The organism is Porphyrobacter sp. AAP60 (genome assembly GCF_001296025.1).
Classification (GTDB): Bacteria; Pseudomonadota; Alphaproteobacteria; order Sphingomonadales; family Sphingomonadaceae; genus Erythrobacter.
The window spans coordinates 603,884-623,223 of sequence record NZ_LJHV01000002.1 but is presented as its reverse complement, the minus strand read 5'-3'; the positions used below and the strand labels follow the sequence as shown (position 1 = coordinate 623,223).

Annotated in this window: 18 protein-coding genes and 1 tRNA gene; 8 read left to right on the top strand and 11 right to left on the bottom strand. The window is 64.0% G+C overall.

The genetic code is table 11. The features are described from left to right. Positions 1-6: 6 nt before the first annotated feature. Positions 7-1,458: a glutamate--tRNA ligase gene (gene gltX, locus IP79_RS03535; protein WP_054117830.1), complete on the bottom strand. Its 1,452-nt coding sequence runs from the start codon at positions 1,456-1,458 to the stop codon at positions 7-9. 35 nt (positions 1,459-1,493) lie between these two features. On the opposite strand from gltX, the gene IP79_RS03530 reads away from it, so the two are divergent. Further along, the gene (locus IP79_RS03530; RefSeq protein WP_233994062.1) at positions 1,494-3,824 is read left to right on the top strand and encodes a ComEC/Rec2 family competence protein; all 2,331 of its coding nucleotides are present in this window, start codon (positions 1,494-1,496) and stop codon (positions 3,822-3,824) included. Positions 3,825-4,010: 186 nt separating this feature from the next. Here the strand turns inward: IP79_RS03530 and lexA are convergent, their stop codons facing one another. From lexA to IP79_RS03485, 9 genes are all read right to left on the bottom strand, one after another. Next, on the bottom strand, positions 4,011-4,694 hold the full coding sequence (gene lexA / locus IP79_RS03525; RefSeq protein WP_054117829.1) for a transcriptional repressor LexA: 684 nt from the start codon (positions 4,692-4,694) through the stop codon (positions 4,011-4,013). A gap of 201 nt (positions 4,695-4,895) precedes the next feature. After that, positions 4,896-6,077, bottom strand: a complete 1,182-nt coding sequence (locus IP79_RS03520; RefSeq protein ID WP_054117828.1) for a molybdopterin molybdotransferase MoeA — start codon at positions 6,075-6,077, stop codon at positions 4,896-4,898. After that, a complete protein-coding gene (gene moaC, locus IP79_RS03515; protein ID WP_054117827.1) occupies positions 6,074-6,550 on the bottom strand; it encodes a cyclic pyranopterin monophosphate synthase MoaC in 477 nt (158 codons plus the stop codon). Before moaC ends, IP79_RS03520 begins: the two co-directional genes overlap by 4 nt. Continuing rightward, positions 6,547-7,347 (bottom strand): indole-3-glycerol phosphate synthase TrpC, encoded by an 801-nt coding sequence (gene trpC, locus IP79_RS03510; protein WP_054117826.1) that lies wholly within the window; start codon positions 7,345-7,347, stop codon positions 6,547-6,549. The genes moaC and trpC overlap by 4 nt, the downstream gene beginning before the upstream one ends. A 20-nt stretch (positions 7,348-7,367) precedes the next feature. Further along, a complete protein-coding gene (gene trpD / locus IP79_RS03505) occupies positions 7,368-8,360 on the bottom strand; it encodes an anthranilate phosphoribosyltransferase (RefSeq protein ID WP_054117825.1) in 993 nt (330 codons plus the stop codon). After that, positions 8,357-8,968: an anthranilate synthase component II gene (locus IP79_RS03500; RefSeq protein ID WP_054117824.1), complete on the bottom strand. Its 612-nt coding sequence runs from the start codon at positions 8,966-8,968 to the stop codon at positions 8,357-8,359. Before IP79_RS03500 ends, trpD begins: the two co-directional genes overlap by 4 nt. Next, positions 8,965-9,822 (bottom strand): phosphodiester glycosidase family protein, encoded by an 858-nt coding sequence (locus IP79_RS03495; protein ID WP_054117823.1) that lies wholly within the window; start codon positions 9,820-9,822, stop codon positions 8,965-8,967. Before IP79_RS03495 ends, IP79_RS03500 begins: the two co-directional genes overlap by 4 nt. Then, entirely contained in the window at positions 9,819-11,345 is a 1,527-nt protein-coding gene (locus IP79_RS03490; protein WP_233994061.1) for an anthranilate synthase component I family protein, read from the bottom strand. The genes IP79_RS03495 and IP79_RS03490 overlap by 4 nt, the downstream gene beginning before the upstream one ends. Before the next feature lie 19 nt (positions 11,346-11,364). Beyond that, complete coding sequence (locus IP79_RS03485; protein ID WP_054117822.1) at positions 11,365-13,302, bottom strand: peptidylprolyl isomerase; 1,938 nt, start codon at positions 13,300-13,302, stop codon at positions 11,365-11,367. A 246-nt stretch (positions 13,303-13,548) separates the two neighbouring features. Between IP79_RS03485 and tpiA the strand changes: the two genes are divergently transcribed. The 3 genes from tpiA to IP79_RS03470 all read left to right on the top strand — a co-directional run bounded on the left by tpiA (position 13,549) and on the right by IP79_RS03470 (position 16,591). After that, a complete protein-coding gene (tpiA, locus tag IP79_RS03480) occupies positions 13,549-14,322 on the top strand; it encodes a triose-phosphate isomerase (protein WP_054117821.1) in 774 nt (257 codons plus the stop codon). Between the two features lie 126 nt (positions 14,323-14,448). Then, positions 14,449-14,838: a preprotein translocase subunit SecG gene (gene secG / locus IP79_RS03475; protein ID WP_054118014.1), complete on the top strand. Its 390-nt coding sequence runs from the start codon at positions 14,449-14,451 to the stop codon at positions 14,836-14,838. Positions 14,839-14,953: 115 nt separating this feature from the next. Beyond that, the gene (locus IP79_RS03470) at positions 14,954-16,591 is read left to right on the top strand and encodes a CTP synthase (protein ID WP_054117820.1); all 1,638 of its coding nucleotides are present in this window, start codon (positions 14,954-14,956) and stop codon (positions 16,589-16,591) included. 425 nt (positions 16,592-17,016) lie between these two features. Here the strand turns inward: IP79_RS03470 and IP79_RS03465 are convergent, their stop codons facing one another. Further along, entirely contained in the window at positions 17,017-17,502 is a 486-nt protein-coding gene (locus IP79_RS03465) for an Hsp20 family protein (RefSeq protein ID WP_054117819.1), read from the bottom strand. 150 nt (positions 17,503-17,652) lie between these two features. Between IP79_RS03465 and grxC the strand changes: the two genes are divergently transcribed. From grxC to IP79_RS03445, 4 genes are all read left to right on the top strand, one after another. After that, positions 17,653-17,916 (top strand): glutaredoxin 3, encoded by a 264-nt coding sequence (gene grxC / locus IP79_RS03460; protein ID WP_054117818.1) that lies wholly within the window; start codon positions 17,653-17,655, stop codon positions 17,914-17,916. Next, positions 17,916-18,743, top strand: a complete 828-nt coding sequence (locus IP79_RS03455) for a carbon-nitrogen hydrolase family protein (protein ID WP_054117817.1) — start codon at positions 17,916-17,918, stop codon at positions 18,741-18,743. Before grxC ends, IP79_RS03455 begins: the two co-directional genes overlap by 1 nt. Next, positions 18,740-19,225, top strand: coding sequence for a DUF1178 family protein (locus IP79_RS03450; RefSeq protein ID WP_054117816.1), 486 nt, complete (start codon positions 18,740-18,742; stop codon positions 19,223-19,225). Before IP79_RS03455 ends, IP79_RS03450 begins: the two co-directional genes overlap by 4 nt. Positions 19,226-19,257: 32 nt before the next feature. After that, positions 19,258-19,334 (top strand) — tRNA-Arg (locus tag IP79_RS03445). The last annotated feature ends 6 nt before the right edge of the window (positions 19,335-19,340 follow it).

Here is a 19,340-nt window from a genome sequence, read left to right as displayed (position 1 = left end):
CCTGCGTCAAGCAGCCTGAGCCTCAAGCCGGGCGAGGGCCTCGTCCCGTCCCAGAAGGACCAGAACATCGAAAATACCGGGTGAGGTGGTCGTCCCGGTCAGCGCCGCGCGCATCGGCTGCGCCAGCTTGCCAAGTCCCAATCCCTGCTCCTCGGCAAGCGCCTTCGTAGTGGCTTCGAGCGCCTCGCTTGTCCAGTCGTTTTCACCCCGCAGGGCCTCGTAAATCTTGCGGAGAATCGCGCGGCCATCACCTTCCAGCAATGCAGTGGCTTTCTCGGTCATGGCGAGGGGACGTGTGGCAAACAGGAAGCCTGCACCTTCAACCACTTCGCCCAAGTTTTTGGCGCGCACTTTCAACACCGCCATGGCGCGGGTCAGCAATTCTTCATCGGCATGTTCGCCGATCCGCGCCGCTACCAGCGCGGCAAGGCGCGCATCATTGGCTTCACGCAGATAATGTCCGTTAAGATTTTCGAGCTTTTTGAGGTCGAACCGCGAAGGGCTTTTGCCGACGCCCGCCAGATCGAACAGTTCGACCGCTTCCTCGCGGGTGATTTCTTCACGGTCGCCGTGGCCCCAGCCAAGGCGCAGCAGGTAATTGAACAGTGCTTCGGGCAGAATGCCGAATTCGTCGCGGTAAGCCTCCACGCCCAGCGCGCTGTGGCGCTTGGAAAGCTTGGCCCCGTCCGATCCGTGGATCAGCGGGATATGGGCATAGACCGGATCGGGCCAGCCGGGTTGCCCGGTTTCCTTGGCGATCTCGTTCATCGCGCGGATGATCGGCAGTTGGCGGAACGCATTGTTGAGATGATCGTCGCCGCGGATCACGTGGGTTACGCCCATATCGTGATCGTCCACCACTACCGCGAGCATATAGGTGGGCGTGCCATCGGCGCGCAAGATGATGTAATCGTCGATTTCTTCGTTGCGGACTGTCACCGCGCCCTGAACCTGATCGTGAATGGTGATTTCACCCTCGTTGGGTGTTTTCAGGCGGATCACAAAAGGCGTGCCTTCCGGCGCCTCTGCCGGATCGCGATCGCGCCAGCGCCCATCATAACGCAGCGGCTTCTTCTGGGCGCGCTGCTCTTCACGCATGGCTTCAAGTTCTTCGGTGGTGGCAAAGCACTTGTAAGCATGGCCCGCTTCAAGCAACTGCACGGCGACTTCTGCGTGCCGTTCAGCACGGTCTGACTGGAAAACCGGTGGTGCGTCGTAGTCCAGACCCAGCCACTCCAGCCCATCGATGATCGCATCGATCGCATCCTGCGTGCTGCGCTTGCGGTCGGTATCCTCGATCCGCAGCAGGGTGCGGCCGCCGTGGTGGCGAGCGTAAAGCCAATTGAACAGCGCGGTGCGCGCGCCGCCGATGTGCAGATATCCGGTGGGCGACGGGGCGAAACGGGTGACAACTTCGGTGGCCAGAGCCGCGCCGTCTGTGCTGCTTTCGCTTGCCATGAGGTGATATTTCCTGTTCACTTTGAGCGGCTTGGGTGCTGGCTTTAACTGAGCCGGGCCGGTCGGGGGACAAGCCTGTGCGCGATGTGCCGATCATACCGATGGGGGACGATCCGGGCGGCAGCGATGCCGCTGGCGGAGGAATGCGGCGGCCTTGGCAAACCGCGCAGCGAATGTCCAGCGCCGGAGGCGGGGCAGGGCCGTGGTCCGCTCCCAGTATGGGGGATGCCGCGGAAGGGTTTCTGACCCGCGCCGGGTTTGATCGCGCACCGTGGCTGGCGGTTGTCTTTGCGGGCGGGATCATGGCGTGGTTCGCCCTGCCGGGGCCATGGCAATGGTGCGCGGCCATAACTGGCGGCGCGGGGATGGCTCTGGGCGCGCTGGCTGTCTGGCCCCCTGGAAGCGATGCTGACGAGACCCGCGCCAATCTGCGCCTCGCACTGGTGGCTTGCGGATTGGTATTTGCCCTAGGGATCGGTGTGATCTGGGCGCGCTCGGAGTTGATCGGGGCAGAACCGATCGCGCGGCCGATGGTGATGCGTCTGCATGGCGCCGTACTTGAACGCGAAGATCAGCCCGCCGAAGGGCGCATTCGCCTGACGCTCGCCGTGCGTGATGCGGAAAGCGGGACGGCGCGCAAGGTGCGGGTCAATGTGCCGCTGACCAGCTTTGGCGAGGACGGAGTCCCGACCGAGCTTTCCGAAGGAGCAGTTGTCAGCCTGCGTGCGCGGTTGATGCCACCTGCCAGCCCGATGTTGCCAGGCAGTTATGACTTCGCCCGCGCCGCGTGGTTCAAGGGGCTGGCGGCGACCGGCACCATGGTCGGCCGGCTTGAAGTGTTAAAGCCTGCACCAGAGGCCGGCGGGCTTGCAAGCGTGCAGCGCTGGCTCGCTGCGCATGTCCGGTCACGGGTCGATGGATCGGCGGGAGCAATTGCGGCGGCTTTTGCGAGCGGCGACCGCGGCAGCATATCCGAGGCTGACGAGGCGGCGATGCGCGATTCGGGTCTCACTCACCTGCTTTCGATCAGTGGTCTGCATGTCAGCGCGGTGATTGCGGCAGCGTACTTCATGGCGATCAAGTTGCTGGCCTTGTGGCCTGCGCTTGCCTTGCGCGTGCGGTTACCCGTTGTCGCGGCGGGCGTGGGGGCGCTTGCGGGCGTCGGTTACACTTTGCTGACGGGGGCAGAAGTGCCGACCGTGCGAAGTTGCGTGGCTGCGCTGCTGGTGCTGGGCGCGCTGGCCCTGGGGCGGGAGGCATTGTCATTGCGCATGGTTGCGGTTGCGGCGGGGTTCGTGCTGCTGCTGTGGCCCGAAAGCGCGATCGGGCCGAGCTTCCAGATGAGCTTTTCCGCGGTTCTGGCGATTATCGCGCTCTCTACCAGCGCCCCGGTTCGCAGGTTCCTCGCCCCGCGCGAGGAGCCGTGGTGGCACCGCACCGGACGCAATGTGGTTATGCTGTTTGTGACAGGGGTGGTGATCGAACTGGCGCTGATGCCGATCGTCCTGTTCCATTTTCACCGTGCCGGGGTCTATGGCGCGCTGGCCAATGTGGTGGCCATTCCGCTGGTCACCTTTGTGTCGATGCCGATGATTGCGCTGGGTTTATTGCTCGACACAGTCGGGCTGGGAGGGCCGTGCTGGTGGGTCGTGCAGCATTCGCTCGATCTGCTGATCGGCATTGCCCGCTTCACCGCTGGACAGGCTGGCGCGGTGACGTTGATGCCGCAGATCAGCGACCTTTCGATTGCATTATTCGTAATCGGCGGGCTTTGGTTGGCCCTGTGGCGCGGGCGTGCGCGGCTTGCGGGGCTGATGCCAGTGGCGCTGGCGAGCGGACTGGTTGCGGCCACCCCGATCCCCGATCTGCTGGTGGCAGGAGACGGGCGCCAGGTGGGGATCACGCTGACCGCGGATGATGGATCGCGCCGCCTGCTGTCCCTGCGCGACAGCCGTTCGACCTACACGCGGGACAATCTGATGGAGCTTGCCGGGGTTGCTGCCGATCCCGTGCCGTTGGCCGAATGGCGGCAAGCGCGCTGTTCTTCGGCCTTTTGCACTGTGACGATAAATCGCGGCGGACGGGACTGGGTGATCTTGCTGGGGAGAGGGCGCGAACGGGTTGAGGAGCGGGCGCTGGCTGCTGCCTGCCGCGAGGCCGATATCGTTGTTTCCGAAAGGTTTCTGCCGCGTTCCTGCGCCCCGCGTTGGCTGAAGGCGGACCGGCGGTTGCTGGAGCGGAGCGGGGGGCTTTCGATCAATCTTGCCGATGAAACCATCACCAGGGTTGCTGACAGACAGGGCAGCCACGGATGGTGGAAGAGCGGCGATCAACCGGAACGCAAACCCGGGTCTAAACCGACCTAGAGGGGGTCTAACAGGGGTCTAGAGTGGGTCTAGACGGGGCTAAACCACCCCTGCAGCGCACCTTGCGTGAAACAATTGTCCCGCAAAGTATTCAAACAAAAGGACAATCAGGCCGGAGCCAATGTTTCACGCCGGTTTTCGTAAAACCATTTCGTGCGTTTCATCGGTTCCGGCCCGTTTCAGCCCTTAGTGATAGCGCCGCAGCAGGCCGGCCAGCTTGCCTTGCACTTCAACCTCATCAGGGCGGTAGAACTGCGGATCATGGGCGGCGTTGGCCGGATCGAGCCGGACCTGGCCGCCTTCCTTGCGCAGATATTTCAGCGTCGCTTCCTCACCCCGAACGAGCGCGACCACGATTTCGCCATCGCGCGCGGAGTTGGTGCGCTTCACCAATGCAAAGTCGCCATCGAAAATCCCGGCGTCGATCATCGAATCGCCGGAAACCTCAAGCGCATAATGCTCCCCCGGGCCGAGCAAGGCAGCAGGGACAGGCAACGTGCTCTGGCCTTCCAGCGCCTCGATCGGGGCACCGGCCGCAATCCGGCCATGCAAAGGCAGTTCGATCACGTCATTGGCCGCTTGCGGCGCACGGGCGACTGGCGAGGGCATCGCCACCACATTGTCGCTTGCCGGAATGCTGCGGGCAGGGGTCGTATCGCCCGGCTCACGGATCACTTCGAGCGCGCGGGCACGGTTGGGCAGGCGGCGCAGGAACCCGCGTTCTTCCAGTGCGGAAATCAGCCGGTGAACACCCGACTTGCTCTTGAGATCGAGCGCTTCCTTCATTTCTTCGAAACTGGGCGAGATCCCGGTTTCTTCCAGCCGCTGCTGGATGAAGCGGATCAGTTCGTGCTGTTTGGCGGTCAGCATAGATCAAGTCTCCCTTGGTCGCATATGCGCCCGGCCTTGCAGCCCGGCACCAATCGCTCACGTGCGCCAAGAGGCACCGGCCCGGCGGGCCAAAGGTGCGTTGCGTGCACTAACATGCTCGTCATTAAGGTGAACGAACAAGGAACAATTAGGCAACCAGAAGAACAGTGTCAAGCACACCCCGGCGCAAACCCGCACGATTCAGCCATTCTGGAGGTAGAACACTGGAACGGGCGCGCCTGCGGCAACGCCGGGAGCGCCCGCTGGCCGGTCGATCAGGCAATCGGCCGCTGCCAGCGCGCTGAGAGCAGAGGAATCCTGCGATCCCGCCAACTGCACGGTGCCCCCTTTACTGACGGCGCGCAGAAACTCCCGGCGTTTGCCCACGGCAGGCAGGTCTTCGTTTGCGGGCAACATGACGCTGCGGGGCAGAGGATCAGGATCGCCCAAAGCTGCGCGGACCAGCGGCAGGACGAAGAGGAAGGTGGTCACGAAACACGATACAGGATTGCCCGGCAGGCCAAGGATCACCTGCGATCCGCGTGTTGCCACCAGCAGTGGCTTGCCCGGCTTGATCGCGACCTTCCAGAACGCGGTTTCAGCACCCCATTCAGCCAATGCCGGCTTGATCAGATCATGATCCCCCACCGATGCTCCGCCCGATGTGATCAGGATATCCGCAGCCTCGGCCTTTGCCAGCGCGGCAGCCAGCGCTGTGCGGGAATCGGGCACCGGGCCGATCCGCGTAACCTCGCAGCCCAGCGATGCGAGCATAGCGGCAATCATGGCGGCGTTGCTGGCGGGGATTTGGTGAGGAGCGCAATTTGCCGGATCAGCGGCAAGTTCATCGCCGCTGTCCATCACAACTACCCGCACGCGGCGCGGGGTCAGCACTTGTGAATGCCCCGCCGCAAGGGCAAGCGCGATGCGCGCTGGCGTCATCATCGTGCCTTGGGCCAGCACCAGATCGTCTGCGTTGAAATCGAACCCGCGCCTGCGGATGTGGCGTCCGGGCGGGGGTATTTCAGTTGCGGTGACGCTGGTTCCGGTCACATCCGCATCTTCCTGCAACAACACGCGGTCGGCGCCATCGGGAACCACTGCGCCGGTTGAGATCCGCACGCAATCGCCAGCGTCCAGTACGCCGCCATACGGCGCACCGGCGCGGCTTTCGCCTGTCAGCGTCCATGGCCCATCGCCGCCGCCAATCGCATAACCATCCATTGCGGAAAGATCGGCAGCAGGTTGCGTGCGGGCGGCGCGCAGATCGTTGGCGATGATGCGGCCCAGCGCGGCTTGTGCAGGCACGGCCTCAAGCGGCAATTGCGGCGCCAGCGCCAGCAGCCGGGCCTGTGCGTCTTCAAGGCCCAGCAGAGTGCTCAAAGGCTGGCTTTCCAGTCGCCCGATTTGCCGCCGGTCTTCTCGATCAGGCGCACGCCTTCGATCACCATGCCCTTATCAATCGCCTTCGCCATGTCATATATTGTGAGGAGTGCGATGGAAGCCGCTGTCATCGCTTCCATTTCCACCCCGGTCTTGCCAGTCAGCGAAGCGGTGGCAATGGCGCGGATGGCGTTTTCTTCGAAAGTGAAATCGATGTTGACCGCTTCCAGCCCCAGCGGGTGGCACAGCGGGATCAGATCGCCGGTGCGCTTGGCCGCCATAATTCCGGCGATGCGCGCTGTGCCCAGCACATCGCCCTTGGGCGCGTCGCCTGCGCGGATCGCTTCGAGCGCCGCAGCCGACATGGTGATCCGCCCCGATGCGATAGCGCGGCGGGCCGTGGAGGCCTTGCCGCCGACATCGACCATGTGCGCGGCGCCTTCGCTATCAAGGTGGGTGAGTTTATCGCTCATGCCGCCGCTTGTGGCGCGAGCAGCTCGGCAGTGGCACTCGCAATATCGTCAGCCCGCATCAGGCTTTCGCCGACAAGGAAGGTGCGCACGCCTGCCGCTTCGAGGCGGGCGAGATCGGCCGGCGTGTTGATCCCGCTTTCGCCCACTACCAGCGTGCCTTCGGGCATCAGCGGGGCAAGCCGTTCAGTCACGGCGAGGCTGGTGGTGAAGGTTTTCAGATCGCGGTTATTGACCCCGATCAGGCGCGATTTGAGGTGCTGCGCGGCGCGTTCCAACTCGTCCTCGTCATGCACTTCGACGAGCACATCCATGTTCTGTTCGCGGGCAGCGGCTTCGATTTCGGCCATCGCGCTGTCTTCCAGCGCAGCGACGATGATCAGAATCGCGTCGGCCCCGATGGCGCGGGCTTCAAGGCATTGCCACGGATCGACTATGAAATCCTTGCGCAGCACCGGCAGGGTGCAGGCAGCACGCGCGGCAACAAGGTAATCCTCGTGACCCTGGAAATAGGGCGCGTCGGTCAGGACGGAAAGGCAGGCTGCGCCGCCCGCCTCATAGGCGGCGGCGTGCTGCGCCGGGCGGAAATCCGCGCGGATCAGGCCTTTCGAAGGGCTGGCCTTTTTGACCTCGGCAATCAGGGCGTAACCTGTATCGGCGCGGGCGCGCAGTGCAGCCTCGAACCCACGCGGGGCGGTTTGCATGCGCGCGGCGAGCGCCAGTTGCGCATCGCTGATCGCCAGCTTGCGGGCGGCGACCACTTCGCGCTTGGCGGCGCAGATTTCTTCGAGTTTGTTCATGTTCTCACGTGGTTGAGGTTTCATTGGGCCAATGCAATCCAGCGTTGCAGCAGTGCTTGGGCGCGGCCGGAATCGAGCGCTTCGGCGGCCATTGCCGCCCGGTCGCGCCAGCTTGCTCCCCGTGCCGCGACCAGCAGCGCGCCGGCGGCGTTGAACAGCACCGCATCGCGATAGGGGCCGGGCGTGCCCATCAGCAGCGCTTTCAGGGCAGCGGCGTTGTGCTCGGCATCATCGCCTCTGATCGCTTCGACCGGGGCGTGGGGAAGGCCGGCCGCGCTGGCAGAGACCCTCTCCATGGTGAAGGCATTGCCGGTGACCACCGCAACTTCGTTGCCGCCTGCAAGGCTGAGCTCGTCGAGCCCTTCATCTCCAGAAACGATCAGCGACCGGCCGGTGCCGAGCCGCGCCAGCGCGCCCGCATAGATCGGGACATAGGCGGGCCGCGCGATGCCGATGAGCTGGCTTTCGACCTTGGCGGGGTTCGACAGCGGGCCCATCAGGTTGAAGATCGTGCGCTTGCCGATTTTCAGGCGGATGGGCTGGATGCGCGCCATCGCCGGATGGTGGTTTTTGGCGAAAAGGAAGCAGATGCCGATTTCGGCGAGGGTTTTCTCGGCCGTGCGCCCGGCGGCGTCCATGTCGAGTCCCAGCGCTTCGAGCGTATCGGCAGCGCCCGCCTTGGACGATGCGGCACGGTTGCCGTGCTTGGCGACCGGAACGCCGCAGGCCGCGACCACGAGGCTGACGGCGGTCGAGACGTTCAACGTGTGGTGTCCGTCACCGCCGGTGCCGCACACGTCGATCGCGCCTTCGGGGGCGTTGATGGGGATCAGCCGAGCCCGCAACGCCCGCGCCGCGCCTGCGATTTCATCGGCAGTCTCGCCCCGCGCCGACAGGGCGACGAGGAAGGCCTCGATATCGGCCTCGGACGGTGCGCCGTCGAGCAGGGTGCCGAAAGCGGCTTCGGCCTCGCCCTCGCTCAAAGGCGCGGTCACATCGGGGAGCACGCTCACGCCCGCAGCCTTTCGGGCAGCGCCGGTTCCAGCCCGCACACCGCCAGGAAATTGGCAAGCAGTGCATGGCCATGCTCGGTAGCGATGCTTTCGGGGTGGAACTGCACGGAATGGATGGGCAGGCTGGCGTGGCGGAAGCCCATCACGGAAGGATGATCGACGCCCGGTGTTTCAGCAAAGGCATTGGCGATTAGCACCTCCGGCACGTCCACCACCTCAAGGCTGTGATAGCGCGTGGCGATGAACGGTGATGGCAGGCCGGCGAACACCCCCGTCCCGTCATGCGTGACCGGAGAGGTCTTGCCATGCATCAGCCCGCCGCGCTGCACTGTTCCGCCGAAATGCTGGCCGATCGCCTGATGGCCGAGGCACACGCCCATCAAAGGCTTGCCCGCATCCGCGCAGGCCGCCACCAGATCAAGGCTGATCCCGGCCTCGTTGGGCGTGCAGGGGCCGGGCGAGATCAGGAAGCCTGACGCGTTGGTCCGCAAGGCTTCGGCGGCGGTCAGCGCATCATTACGTTCCACCTGCACCTCGGCGCCCAGTTCCATCAGGTAATGGACAAGGTTGAAGGTGAAGCTGTCATAATTGTCGATGACAAGAATCATTGCGCTGCCTCCGCCCGCCCGATCTTCCCGATACGAGTCACGACGATGATCGGCCCGACGCGGCCCCCATCCATACGCTCTCTTGCCGGATCCCACAGCGATGACACCGCGCCGTCGAGATAAAGCGCGTTGGCCACCTTCACCTCGTCACGGAAATAGCGCGCCAGTTGCCCGAAGCTGACCGGCGCGTTTGCAATCACGAAATGCGCCTTGCCCTTGGCGTCCACGCCGACTCCATTGCGGATGGCCTTTGACGGGCCATTGTCCTGAATATCGGGGTGCAGCTTGCCGTCCACCAGCAGCAGTGGCCCGGATTGTGTGCCGAATTGCGGACGATCCCCCACGGTGTTGAAGAAGGTGTTGCTGCCCAGCACCTGCCATGTGCCGCCCGTGCCGAAGAACACGCCGTTGGGCTTCATGTAGAAATTGCCCGTACCCTCGGCCCGGTTCAATTCGCCCAGCCGCTCGCCGTTCTGGACGTAATAGCCGATGGCCTTGAGATCATCGCCATACATCCCGCCGTTCATGGCAAAGGCGATGGTCGCGGCATCGACACTGCCGGCGAAGGCGGAAAGCGATGCGAATGGTTGCTTGTCAGCGCCCAGATTGGCCATGGCAATGCGGTGTTTTGCCGGATCGGCCACGCAGTGCGTCAGCGACGCCTGCTCGAACACCACTTCGCGGCAATCCGAAGGGCCAGCGGCCTGTGACGGCGTGGCTGTGGGCGAGGGCAGGGCTGCATCAGGGTCGGAGCCATCAAGCATGGTGCGAACCACCGGCTCGCCCGCCGGGGCTTCGGTGCAAGCAGGCGCGATTATGGCGAGGCCAGCGACAAGAGCAAAACGGCGGATCATTGACCATGCCCCGGTTCGCCCGCAACGCGCACCGCCTCGCGTGCGGCCGCGATCAGCGCGCCAGATTTGGCACGGCATTCGGCCAGTTCATATTCGGGATCGGAATCGGCGACGATGCCTGCGCCTGCCTGCACGTGCATCACCCCGTCCTTCACCACTGCGGTGCGCAGCACGATGCACGAATCAAGGCTGCCATCGGGCGCGAAATAGCCGACCCCGCCTGCATAAGCGCCGCGTGTTTCCGGCTCCAGTTCGGCGATGATCTGGCAGGCGCGGATCTTGGGCGCACCCGAAACCGTGCCTGCCGGAAAGCCTGCAAACAGGCCATCGAGCGCGTCTTTCGACGGATCAAGCTGGCCCACGACATTGCTGACGATGTGCATCACGTGGCTGTACCGTTCGATGGTGAAGCTGTCGGTCACTTCGACCGTCCCCGCTGCCGCGACCCTGCCCACATCATTGCGCCCCAGATCAAGCAGCATGAGATGCTCGGCGCGCTCCTTGGGATCGGCCAGCAGGCTGGCTTCGTTGGCGACATCCTCCTCTCGCGTGGCCCCGCGTGGGCGCGTTCCGGCGATGGGGCGGATGGTGACTTCGCCTTCTCTCACCCGCACCAGAATTTCGGGGCTCGATCCCACCAGCGCAAAGCCCGGCAGATCGAGGAAATAGAGGAACGGTGAAGGGTTCACCCGCCGCAATGCGCGGTACAGCGCCAGCGGGGGGAGCGGGAAGGGGCACGTGAAGCGCTGCGCCAGCACCACTTGGAATATGTCTCCGGCGAGGATGTAGTCCTTGGCGCGCAGGGCCATTGCCTTGTAATCCTCCGCCGCAATCACCGGCGAAAGATCGGGCAGGGCATCAGGCAGTGCGGTGTGATCGGCAGCAGGCGATGGGTGCGCAAGCTGGCTGAGCGCGGCATCGATCCTCTCGCCAGCACGCTCGACGGCGGCCTGGGGATCGCTCGCTTCCCAGATCGGCGCGATGGCGAACAGCGCATTGGTAAGCCCGTCGAACACCAGAATGACCGTGGGCCGCACGAACAGCATGTCGGGCAGTTCCAGCGGGCTATCGGCGGCGCGGGGCAGGGTTTCGACCAGCCCGATGGTCTCGTATCCGAGATAGCCGACGAGGCAGGCGAGCGCAGGCGGCAGGCCTTCGGGCATCGGGTCGATCCGGCAGGCATCGGCCAGCGCACGCAATTCTGCCAGCGCATTGCCTGCCAAAGGGGCGAAGGCCTCGCGGTCGGTGCGCCATTCGCGGTTGATTTCCGCCATTGCGCCCCTGGCCCGGAACACCAGATCGGGATCAATCCCGAGCAGGCTGTAACGCCCGCGCACTTCGCCGCCTTCCACCGATTCGAGCAGGAAATCGCCGCGCCCCGGCACGATCAAGCGCCGCGCCGCGCCTACCGGCGTGTCGCTGTCTGCTATGATCCGGCGCCAGACCAGCGCAGCGCGTCCTTCGCGCAGGGCGGCAATGGCGGCGGCGGCGTTTTCGGGCAGGCCGGTGGCAGATGCGGTCACGAAGCGATCACACCGGCGCTTATTGCTCGCCCGCCAACTGCTTGCGCAGGGCGGCAATTGCGTTGTCGTTGCGGGTCACGCCCAGTTCAGTGCGCATCGCAGCGGTCGCCTGACGGCGGTATTCGTCCGACAGGGCCGCGCCCAGCTGTTGGCGGGTTTGCTGCACCAGACCGGGTTCGGAATCGACCGGACTGGTGCTGATGTCTTCCAGCGCGACGACATACCAGCCCAGATTGCGCGGCGCTTCGAGCAGTTTGACCGAACCTTCGGCCATGCTGAACATCAGCACCAGCGGCGGCGGCAGATTACCCTGCTGCCTGGCGAGTAGCTGGCGGCGTTCCAGATCGATCACTTCGCGTTCGATGCCCGGCTTGTTTTCCGCGGCGATGGCGGCGGAAAGTGTGGTTGTGCCGCGCGCCTTGGCCATGATCCGCTCGGCTGCGGCCTTGGCAAGCGTTGCGCCCTGCGCTCGCTTCCACCCGGCGATAGCGGCTTCGCGCACCTGTGCGATCGGCGGAGCGGCGGCTTCTTCGATACGGGCGACCTCGAAGATGACGAACTCCTGGGAATCGCCCACTTGCGCCAGCTGCGGTTCGCTCTCGTCCATCTGGAATGCAGTTGCCAGAACCGGGAACAATTGCGGCACGATCTGCGCCTGCGGCTGACCGAAGGCCTGCCCGTTGGCGAGCAATGCAGGGGTGGTTTCCACCGTCAGGCCATAAGCCTTGGCAACTTCGGCCAGCGCGGTGCCGCCGTCGATCTCGCTTTCGATTTCGGCGGTAAGATCGGCCACGGCTGCGCTGCGCTTTTCCGTGGTGAGCTGTTCGGTAATTTCGGGCGTGGCCTGCGCCAGCGTGCGGGCAGGCGTGCGCTCGATCCGGTCGATCCGCGCGACATACCAGCCCAGCGTACCCTGTGCCGGGTCGACAATCCCGCCTTCGGCTGCCTTGAAGGCGGCCTCGGCAAAGGCAAAGCTGGTCGCCCCCGCCATGGTTTCACGGTCGCGCAATTCAGCCGGCGATGCGGAGAAACCGGCTTCGCGGGCGGCAGCTTCGAGCGAAACCCCGCCGCGAATCCGCGCTGCCAATGCGCGGGCCGCATCCTGCGTCGGCACGACAAAAGCGGTGACAGCGCGGCGCTCGCTTGCCTGAAACTTGGCGGCATCGCGCTTGTAACGGGCGGCGATTTCCGCGTCGGTGGGGGCGGCGTTGACCTCCAACTGGTCCTCGCCGAACACCGCAAAGCGCAGGGTGCGGCGTTCAGGGCGGATGAACTGGGTGCGGTTGTCGTTGTACCATGCGGTCAACTGCGCATCGGTCGGGTTACCGGCGGGCGCGAAGGTGGTGCTGGGGATCAGCGCGATTTCACCCTTGCGCTTTTCCAGCACCAGAGCCGCATATTGGCGGGCGATCTTTTCGGGCAGCTGCGGCACCGCCACGGCGGGTTGCAGCAATTGCTGTTCAAGCAGCCCGTCCACCAGATCGCGGCGGAAAATCGCATCATTCAGCCCGCGCTGGCGCAGCGCTGCCTGATAGGCCTGCACATCGAACTCGCCCGTCAGCCCGCGAAACGCGCCGATCTTGAGGATTTCGCTGTTCACCAGATTTTCGCCGGCACGCAGACCGTATTTCTCGGCGTAATTGCCCACGGTGTAGCGATCGATCAGCTGGGTGATGACCTCGTCCAGTCCGCCCTGAGCGATGAATTCCGGCATGGTCAGCGTGGCGTCCTGTTCGCGCACCTGTGCCAGCGCGGTGTTGGCCGCCACGGTCACATCCGACAAGGGCACGCCTTCGCCGCCCACCACCGCTGCGCGGTCGCTGTTCGAAACGCCGCCAAAGGTGGCATTGCCGCCGATGTCCGCCGCCGCAAAGGCGAGCGCCATCAAGGCCAGAAACGCAAGAAAGATCGGCAGGCCGATCTTCGACTGGAAAAAACGGCGGAAGAACGAAAGCATTGCGTATCTGACCCCATCCGGAGCTGGCGGTGGACGGGACAGCAAGCCATCCCGCTGAAGTGCCGCGAAGGTCGCGGCGCGTGGGCGCTTTATAGGCCCTGCGACCGCGCGGCAACAGGTGTCGACGTCTTTTGACTAGCAAACCGTCCTCGGCTAGCGCACGCGGCTCCGGAGCACTACAGCAACAACAGAATCACGGCTTCCGGCCGCTAACCCTCTCTTTTTTATACCTTGCAGGATATAGTCATGACCCGCCGACCCTATATTGTCGGAAACTGGAAGATGCATGGCACCCGCGCGATGCTGTCCGAAGCGCGCGCGATTGATCGTGCGGCGCAGCGCCACATGAAGGTCGAAGTGGCGCTGGCGCCGCCGTTCACGCTGATCCATCCGATCCACCGCGAAGCTGAACAGATCGCCGTGGGCGCGCAGGATTGCCACCAAGCCGAAGGCGGCGCCTTTACCGGCGATATTTCTGCCACGATGATCGCCGATGCCGGCGCGAAGTTCGTGATCCTGGGCCATTCGGAACGGCGGCAGGGTCACGCCGAAGGCGACGAAATCGTGCGCGCCAAAGCGCAAAGCGCGCTGGCGGTAGGCCTGCGCATCATCATGTGCTGCGGTGAAAGCGCCGAAACCCGCGAATCGGGCAAGGCAGTCGCCTTTGTGAAGCGCCAGCTCAAGGCCTCGCTCCCGCCCGCAGACGAGATGCCCGCAGACGTGGCCGAGCGGCTGACCATTGCCTATGAACCGATCTGGGCCATCGGCACCGGTACGGCAGCCACCACCGATGACATCGCCGAAATGCACAGCGCCATCCGCGCGCTGCTGATCGAACTGTTCGGCGATGAACAAGGGGCCGAGGTGCGCATCATCTATGGCGGATCGGTAAAGCCCGAAAACGCCGCCGAAATCTTCGCCGTTCCCGATGTAGGCGGGGCGCTGGTGGGCGGGGCAAGCCTTACTGCCGACAGCCTGATGGGCATTGCGCTGGCCGCCAGCGAGCCGTTCGACGGCTGAACCGATCTGCCGCCTGTTGGCCTGCCGTCCGGCGCACTTGTCGCGGGCGCTGTGTAGGCCTACATGGCGCGCTACAAACGCAACCGGGCGCCCTGTGCGCCCTCGCCACGAGATTATTGCATGTCCCTGTTCATCTTCCTTACCGTGATTCAGGCCCTCGTGGCTGCTGCGCTGGTCGGCGTCGTGCTGATGCAGCGTTCCGAAGGGGGCGGGCTGGGCATCGGCAACAACCCCTCGGGCGGCATCGGCGCGCGCGGTGCGGCAGACTTTCTGTCCCGCGCGACGAAGTGGCTGGCCGTGACTTTCGTGGTTCTCTCGATCGTGCTGGCTGCGCTGGCCGTGCGTGAAAGCCGTGTGGGCGGGATCTCATCGACCCTTGATCGCAACGTGGAAAGCACGGGCGGCGCGCCCGATCTGCTGGCCGATCCGGTCGCCCCTCCGGTTGCAGCGCCCGCTGATGCACCCGCGCAGACCGCTCCGGCTGCGCCTGCCGGTGATGATCCGCTGGCCGAATAAGGCCGCGGCGGGCATCGCTGCCCGGCGAAAATCTAACAGTATTGTGGATGGCGTGATTTTGCGCACCGCAATTCGCTTGCCCCGAATCCCTCCTGACGCTTAAGGCCCAACTCCCATGGCGCGGTTCATTTTCATCACCGGCGGCGTGGTCTCCTCGCTTGGCAAAGGTCTCATGGCAGCTAGCCTCGCGGCGTTGCTGCAGGCGCGTGGCTATAAAGTCCGCATCCGCAAGTTCGATCCCTATCTCAATGTCGACCCTGGCACGATGAGCCCCTATCAGCACGGCGAGGTCTATGTGACCGACGACGGGGCCGAGACCGACCTTGATCTGGGGCATTACGAACGCTTCACCGGCGTTTCCGCGCGGCAGAGCGACAATATCACCTCGGGCCGGGTTTACCGCGACATCATCGCGCGTGAACGGCGCGGCGATTACCTCGGCGCAACCGTGCAGGTGATCCCGCACGTGACCGACGAGATCAAGGCTTTCGCGCTGGCCGATCAGGGTGATCACGATTTCATCCTGTGCGAAATCGGGGGCACGGTGGGCGATATCGAATCGCTGCCCTTCATGGAGGCGATTCGCCAGCTGAGGAACGAGCTGGAACCGCTGCAGACCTTGTCTGTTCACGTGACGCTGGTGCCATACATCAAGGCGGCGGGCGAGCTGAAGACCAAGCCGACCCAGCATTCGGTGCGCGAACTGGCCAGCCTGGGTATCAAGCCCGACATTCTGCTGTGCCGCGCCGAACACCCGATCCCCGAAAGCGATCGGCGCAAGATTGCGCAGTTCTGCAACGTGCGTGCCGAAGCCGTGATCCCCGCACTCGATGCACCGTCGATCTATGCCGTGCCGCAGCAATATCACGCCGAAGGGCTGGATCGCGAAGTGCTTCGCGCATTCGGCATCTCCGACGCCCCCGAACCCGATCTGGCATCGTGGGAAGACGTCAACGACCGCTATTTCAACCCCGAGGGTGAAGTCACGATCGCCGTGGTGGGCAAATATGTCGGCCTGCAAGACGCCTATAAAAGCCTGAACGAGGCGCTGGTTCACGGCGGGCTGGCCAACCGGGTCAAGGTCAACATCCGCTGGATCGACGCCGAAATCTTCGAAGGTGACGACGAATCGCAGATCATCGCCGCGTTGGAGCCGATGCACGGCATTCTGGTGCCGGGCGGATTCGGTGAACGCGGTAGCGAAGGCAAGATTTCCGCTGTGCGCTTCGCCCGCGAACGCGATGTTCCCTTCTTCGGCATTTGTCTGGGAATGCAGATGGCCTGCATCGAGGCGGCCCGTACGGCGGGATTTGCAGGGGCTTCATCGACGGAATTCGGCGCAACCGAAACGCCGGTGGTCGGCATCATCACCGAATGGATGAGCAAGGAAGGCTTGCAGAGCCGCGCCGAAGGCGGGGATCTGGGCGGCACGATGCGTCTGGGCGCCTATCCGGCCAAGCTGAGCGCCAATAGCCATACCTCGCGCATCTATGGCGGGGCCGAACAGATTTCCGAACGCCATCGCCACCGTTATGAAGTCAACAGCGCCTTTATTGAACCGCTGGAAAAGCAGGGGCTTATCTTCGCAGGCATGTCGCCTGACGGCTTGCTTCCCGAAATTGTCGAACGGCCCGACCACCCGTGGTTTGTCGGCGTGCAATTCCATCCGGAACTGAAGTCACGTCCGTTCGATCCGCACCCGCTGTTTGCCGGATTCATTGCCGCCGCGCTGGAGCAGTCGCGCCTGGTCTGACGCGGGAACGCGTTAATCTCGGCGGTTTTTCCGCTGACGGGTGAACACGTAGTGTGGTCGGGGCGATATCATACGATTGCTTGTTAGAGGCTTGCAATCGTTTGTTTCGCAACTGTATCTTTTGAGGTCGCGTTCTTACAAACTTTGCAGATTTGCCTTGCGCGTTGTTACGGTTCCGCATTAGACCGCGCCCCATATTGAGGGTTTGATAGGGGCTTGCTGCCTAGTCAGCACTACTGCTTTTCCGCATTCGCCGGAAAGCGGACTTCGGGGGAAGGATGTCTCCTGGCCCCTGTTGACGAGCTTGTCCGATTTTGTCCGTCTTCTGCGACCCGGACGGATAGGATCGGACAGGGCGACGCAAGTCGCGGGGGCGGATCGCAAGATCCGCCCCCTTTACTTTTAATCACAGAGCAATGGATAAATCAGGCCGCGCTGGCAGCCTGATCGTCATCATCTTCCGGTGAGGGCACCGCCGAAAGCTGCGCCGTACCGCCGACCGCAATCTTGCGCGGCTTCATTGCATCGGGCACTTCGCGCACCAGATCGATGATCAGCAGGCCATCGGCCAGATCGGCACGTTCCACGCGCACGAAATCAGCCAGTTCAAAGCGGCGTTCGAACCCGCGATTGGCGATGCCGACGTGAATCAGTTCAGACCCGTCCTCGGCCTCGTCGCGCTTGCGGCCCTGTACCACCATCAGGTTCTGCTGGGCGGTGATGTCGATATCGCCCGCGCGAAAACCGGCGACGGCCAGCGTGATGCGGTAATTGTCCTCACCGCGGCGCGAGATGTTGAAAGGGGGATAATTGTCACCGGCGTTGAGGCGCGCCTGGTTTTCGAGCAGATCGAACAGGCGGTCAAACCCCACGGTGCTGCGGCGATAGGGGGTGAAATCGAAACGTGACATAGTTGCAAATCCTCTTGATCGAGCAATCTGGTTCTGTTGCGAGCCTGCCGGATGCAGCGCCCGCATGTCTGACCTTTCATTCCCCAAGACTGGCGGAACGTGGCGACAGGCTCTATCTGGTTTGTTCAACGGAGCTTTCAAGAGGGATCCATGGCCAGCCCCAAGATCGATATCTACACCAAGTTCGCCTGCCCTTTCTGCGTGCGCGCCAAACGGCTGCTGAGCCAGAAGGGTGCTGAATTCACCGAGCATGACATCACCATGGGCGGGGAAAAGCGCGATGAAATGCTCGCTCGCGCACCGGAAGCGATGACAGTGCCGCAGATTTTCATCGGCAATACCCACGTGGGCGGATCGGACGATCTCGCCGCGCTGGAGCGTGCCGGCAAGCTCGACGCGCTACTGGCGGGCTGATGACGACGATCGCGGTCTTGCAGATGACTTCGGGGATCGACCCCGAGGCAAATCTCGCTGTGATCGAGGATGCGGCAAAACGCTGTGCGAAACGCGGCGCACTTGTGCTGTTCACGCCTGAAATGGCGCTGCTGCTGGACCGCGACCGTCAGCGTGCCCGCCAGTGGATCGAGAGCGACGCGCCTGCCGCGATGATCGAGCGCCTGTCGGTGATAGCGGCCAAGGCGCATGTCGATATCGCGATCGGATCAATGCCGGTCGTCACTGCAGGCGGGAAGTGGGCCAACAGGGCGCATTATTTTCACCCCGATCTCGGCCCGCCCGTCACCTATGACAAAATGCACATGTTCGACGTCGAACTCGCCAATGGTGAGGCGTGGCGCGAAAGCGCGGCTTACGAGCCGGGCAGGGCGGTCGTTGCTGTCGAGGATACGCCGGTCGGCAAGCTGGGGCTGACGATCTGTTATGACCTGCGCTTTCCGGCGCTGTTCGGGGCGCTGGGTGACCGGGGCTGCGATGCTATCGCGGTGCCTGCTGCCTTCACCGTCCCCACGGGCGCGGCGCATTGGCACGTCATGCTGCGCGCCCGGGCGATCGAGGCGAGCGCCTTTGTTATCGCCGCAGCGCAGGCGGGCACGCACGAGGATGGCCGCACCACCTATGGCCACTCTCTGGTCATTGATCCGTGGGGCGAAGTGCTGCTCGACATGGGGGGCGAGGCGCCGGGCCTTGCCTTTTGCGACATTGATCTTGGCCGGATCGCCGAGGTGCGTGCGCAGGTGCCCGCTCTTGCCAACCGCCGCCCTGTTCCCACATCAGCGCCATGATCGTTTTCGACCTCGCTTGCGCTGACGGCCACCGCTTCGAAGGCTGGTTCGGCTCGTCGGCCGATTACGCCGAGCAGCTTGGGCTTGGTCTGATCGCCTGCCCCACCTGCGGATCGGATGCGGTGACAAAAGCGCCGATGGCTCCGGCGGTTCCGGCCAAGAGCAATGCCCGGACCGAACGCGCGCCTGCCCAGGCTTCTGCCGCTGCCGAAGCCTCGCAGCAGCTCTCCAACGCGCCTGTTCCGCCGAAGGTGCAGCAAGCCCTGGCCGCGCTGGCCAAAGCGCAGGCCGAGGCGCTCAAGGCCAGTACCTGGGTGGGCGACAAGTTCGCCGAGGATGCCCGCAAGATGCATTATGGCGAGCGTGATGCCGCACCAATCCACGGGCAGGCGACTTTGGACGAAGCCAGGGCGCTGATCGATGAAGGTGTGGCGGTAGCCCCCTTGCCGTTTCCGGTTGCTCCGCCCGAAAAGTTGAATTGAATGGTAGGACCGCGCTGCTATGAAGCGCGTGGGACCCCGTAGCTCAGCCGGATAGAGCACCAGATTCCTAATCTGGGGGCCGCGCGTTCGAATCGCGCCGGGGTCACCACTCTTG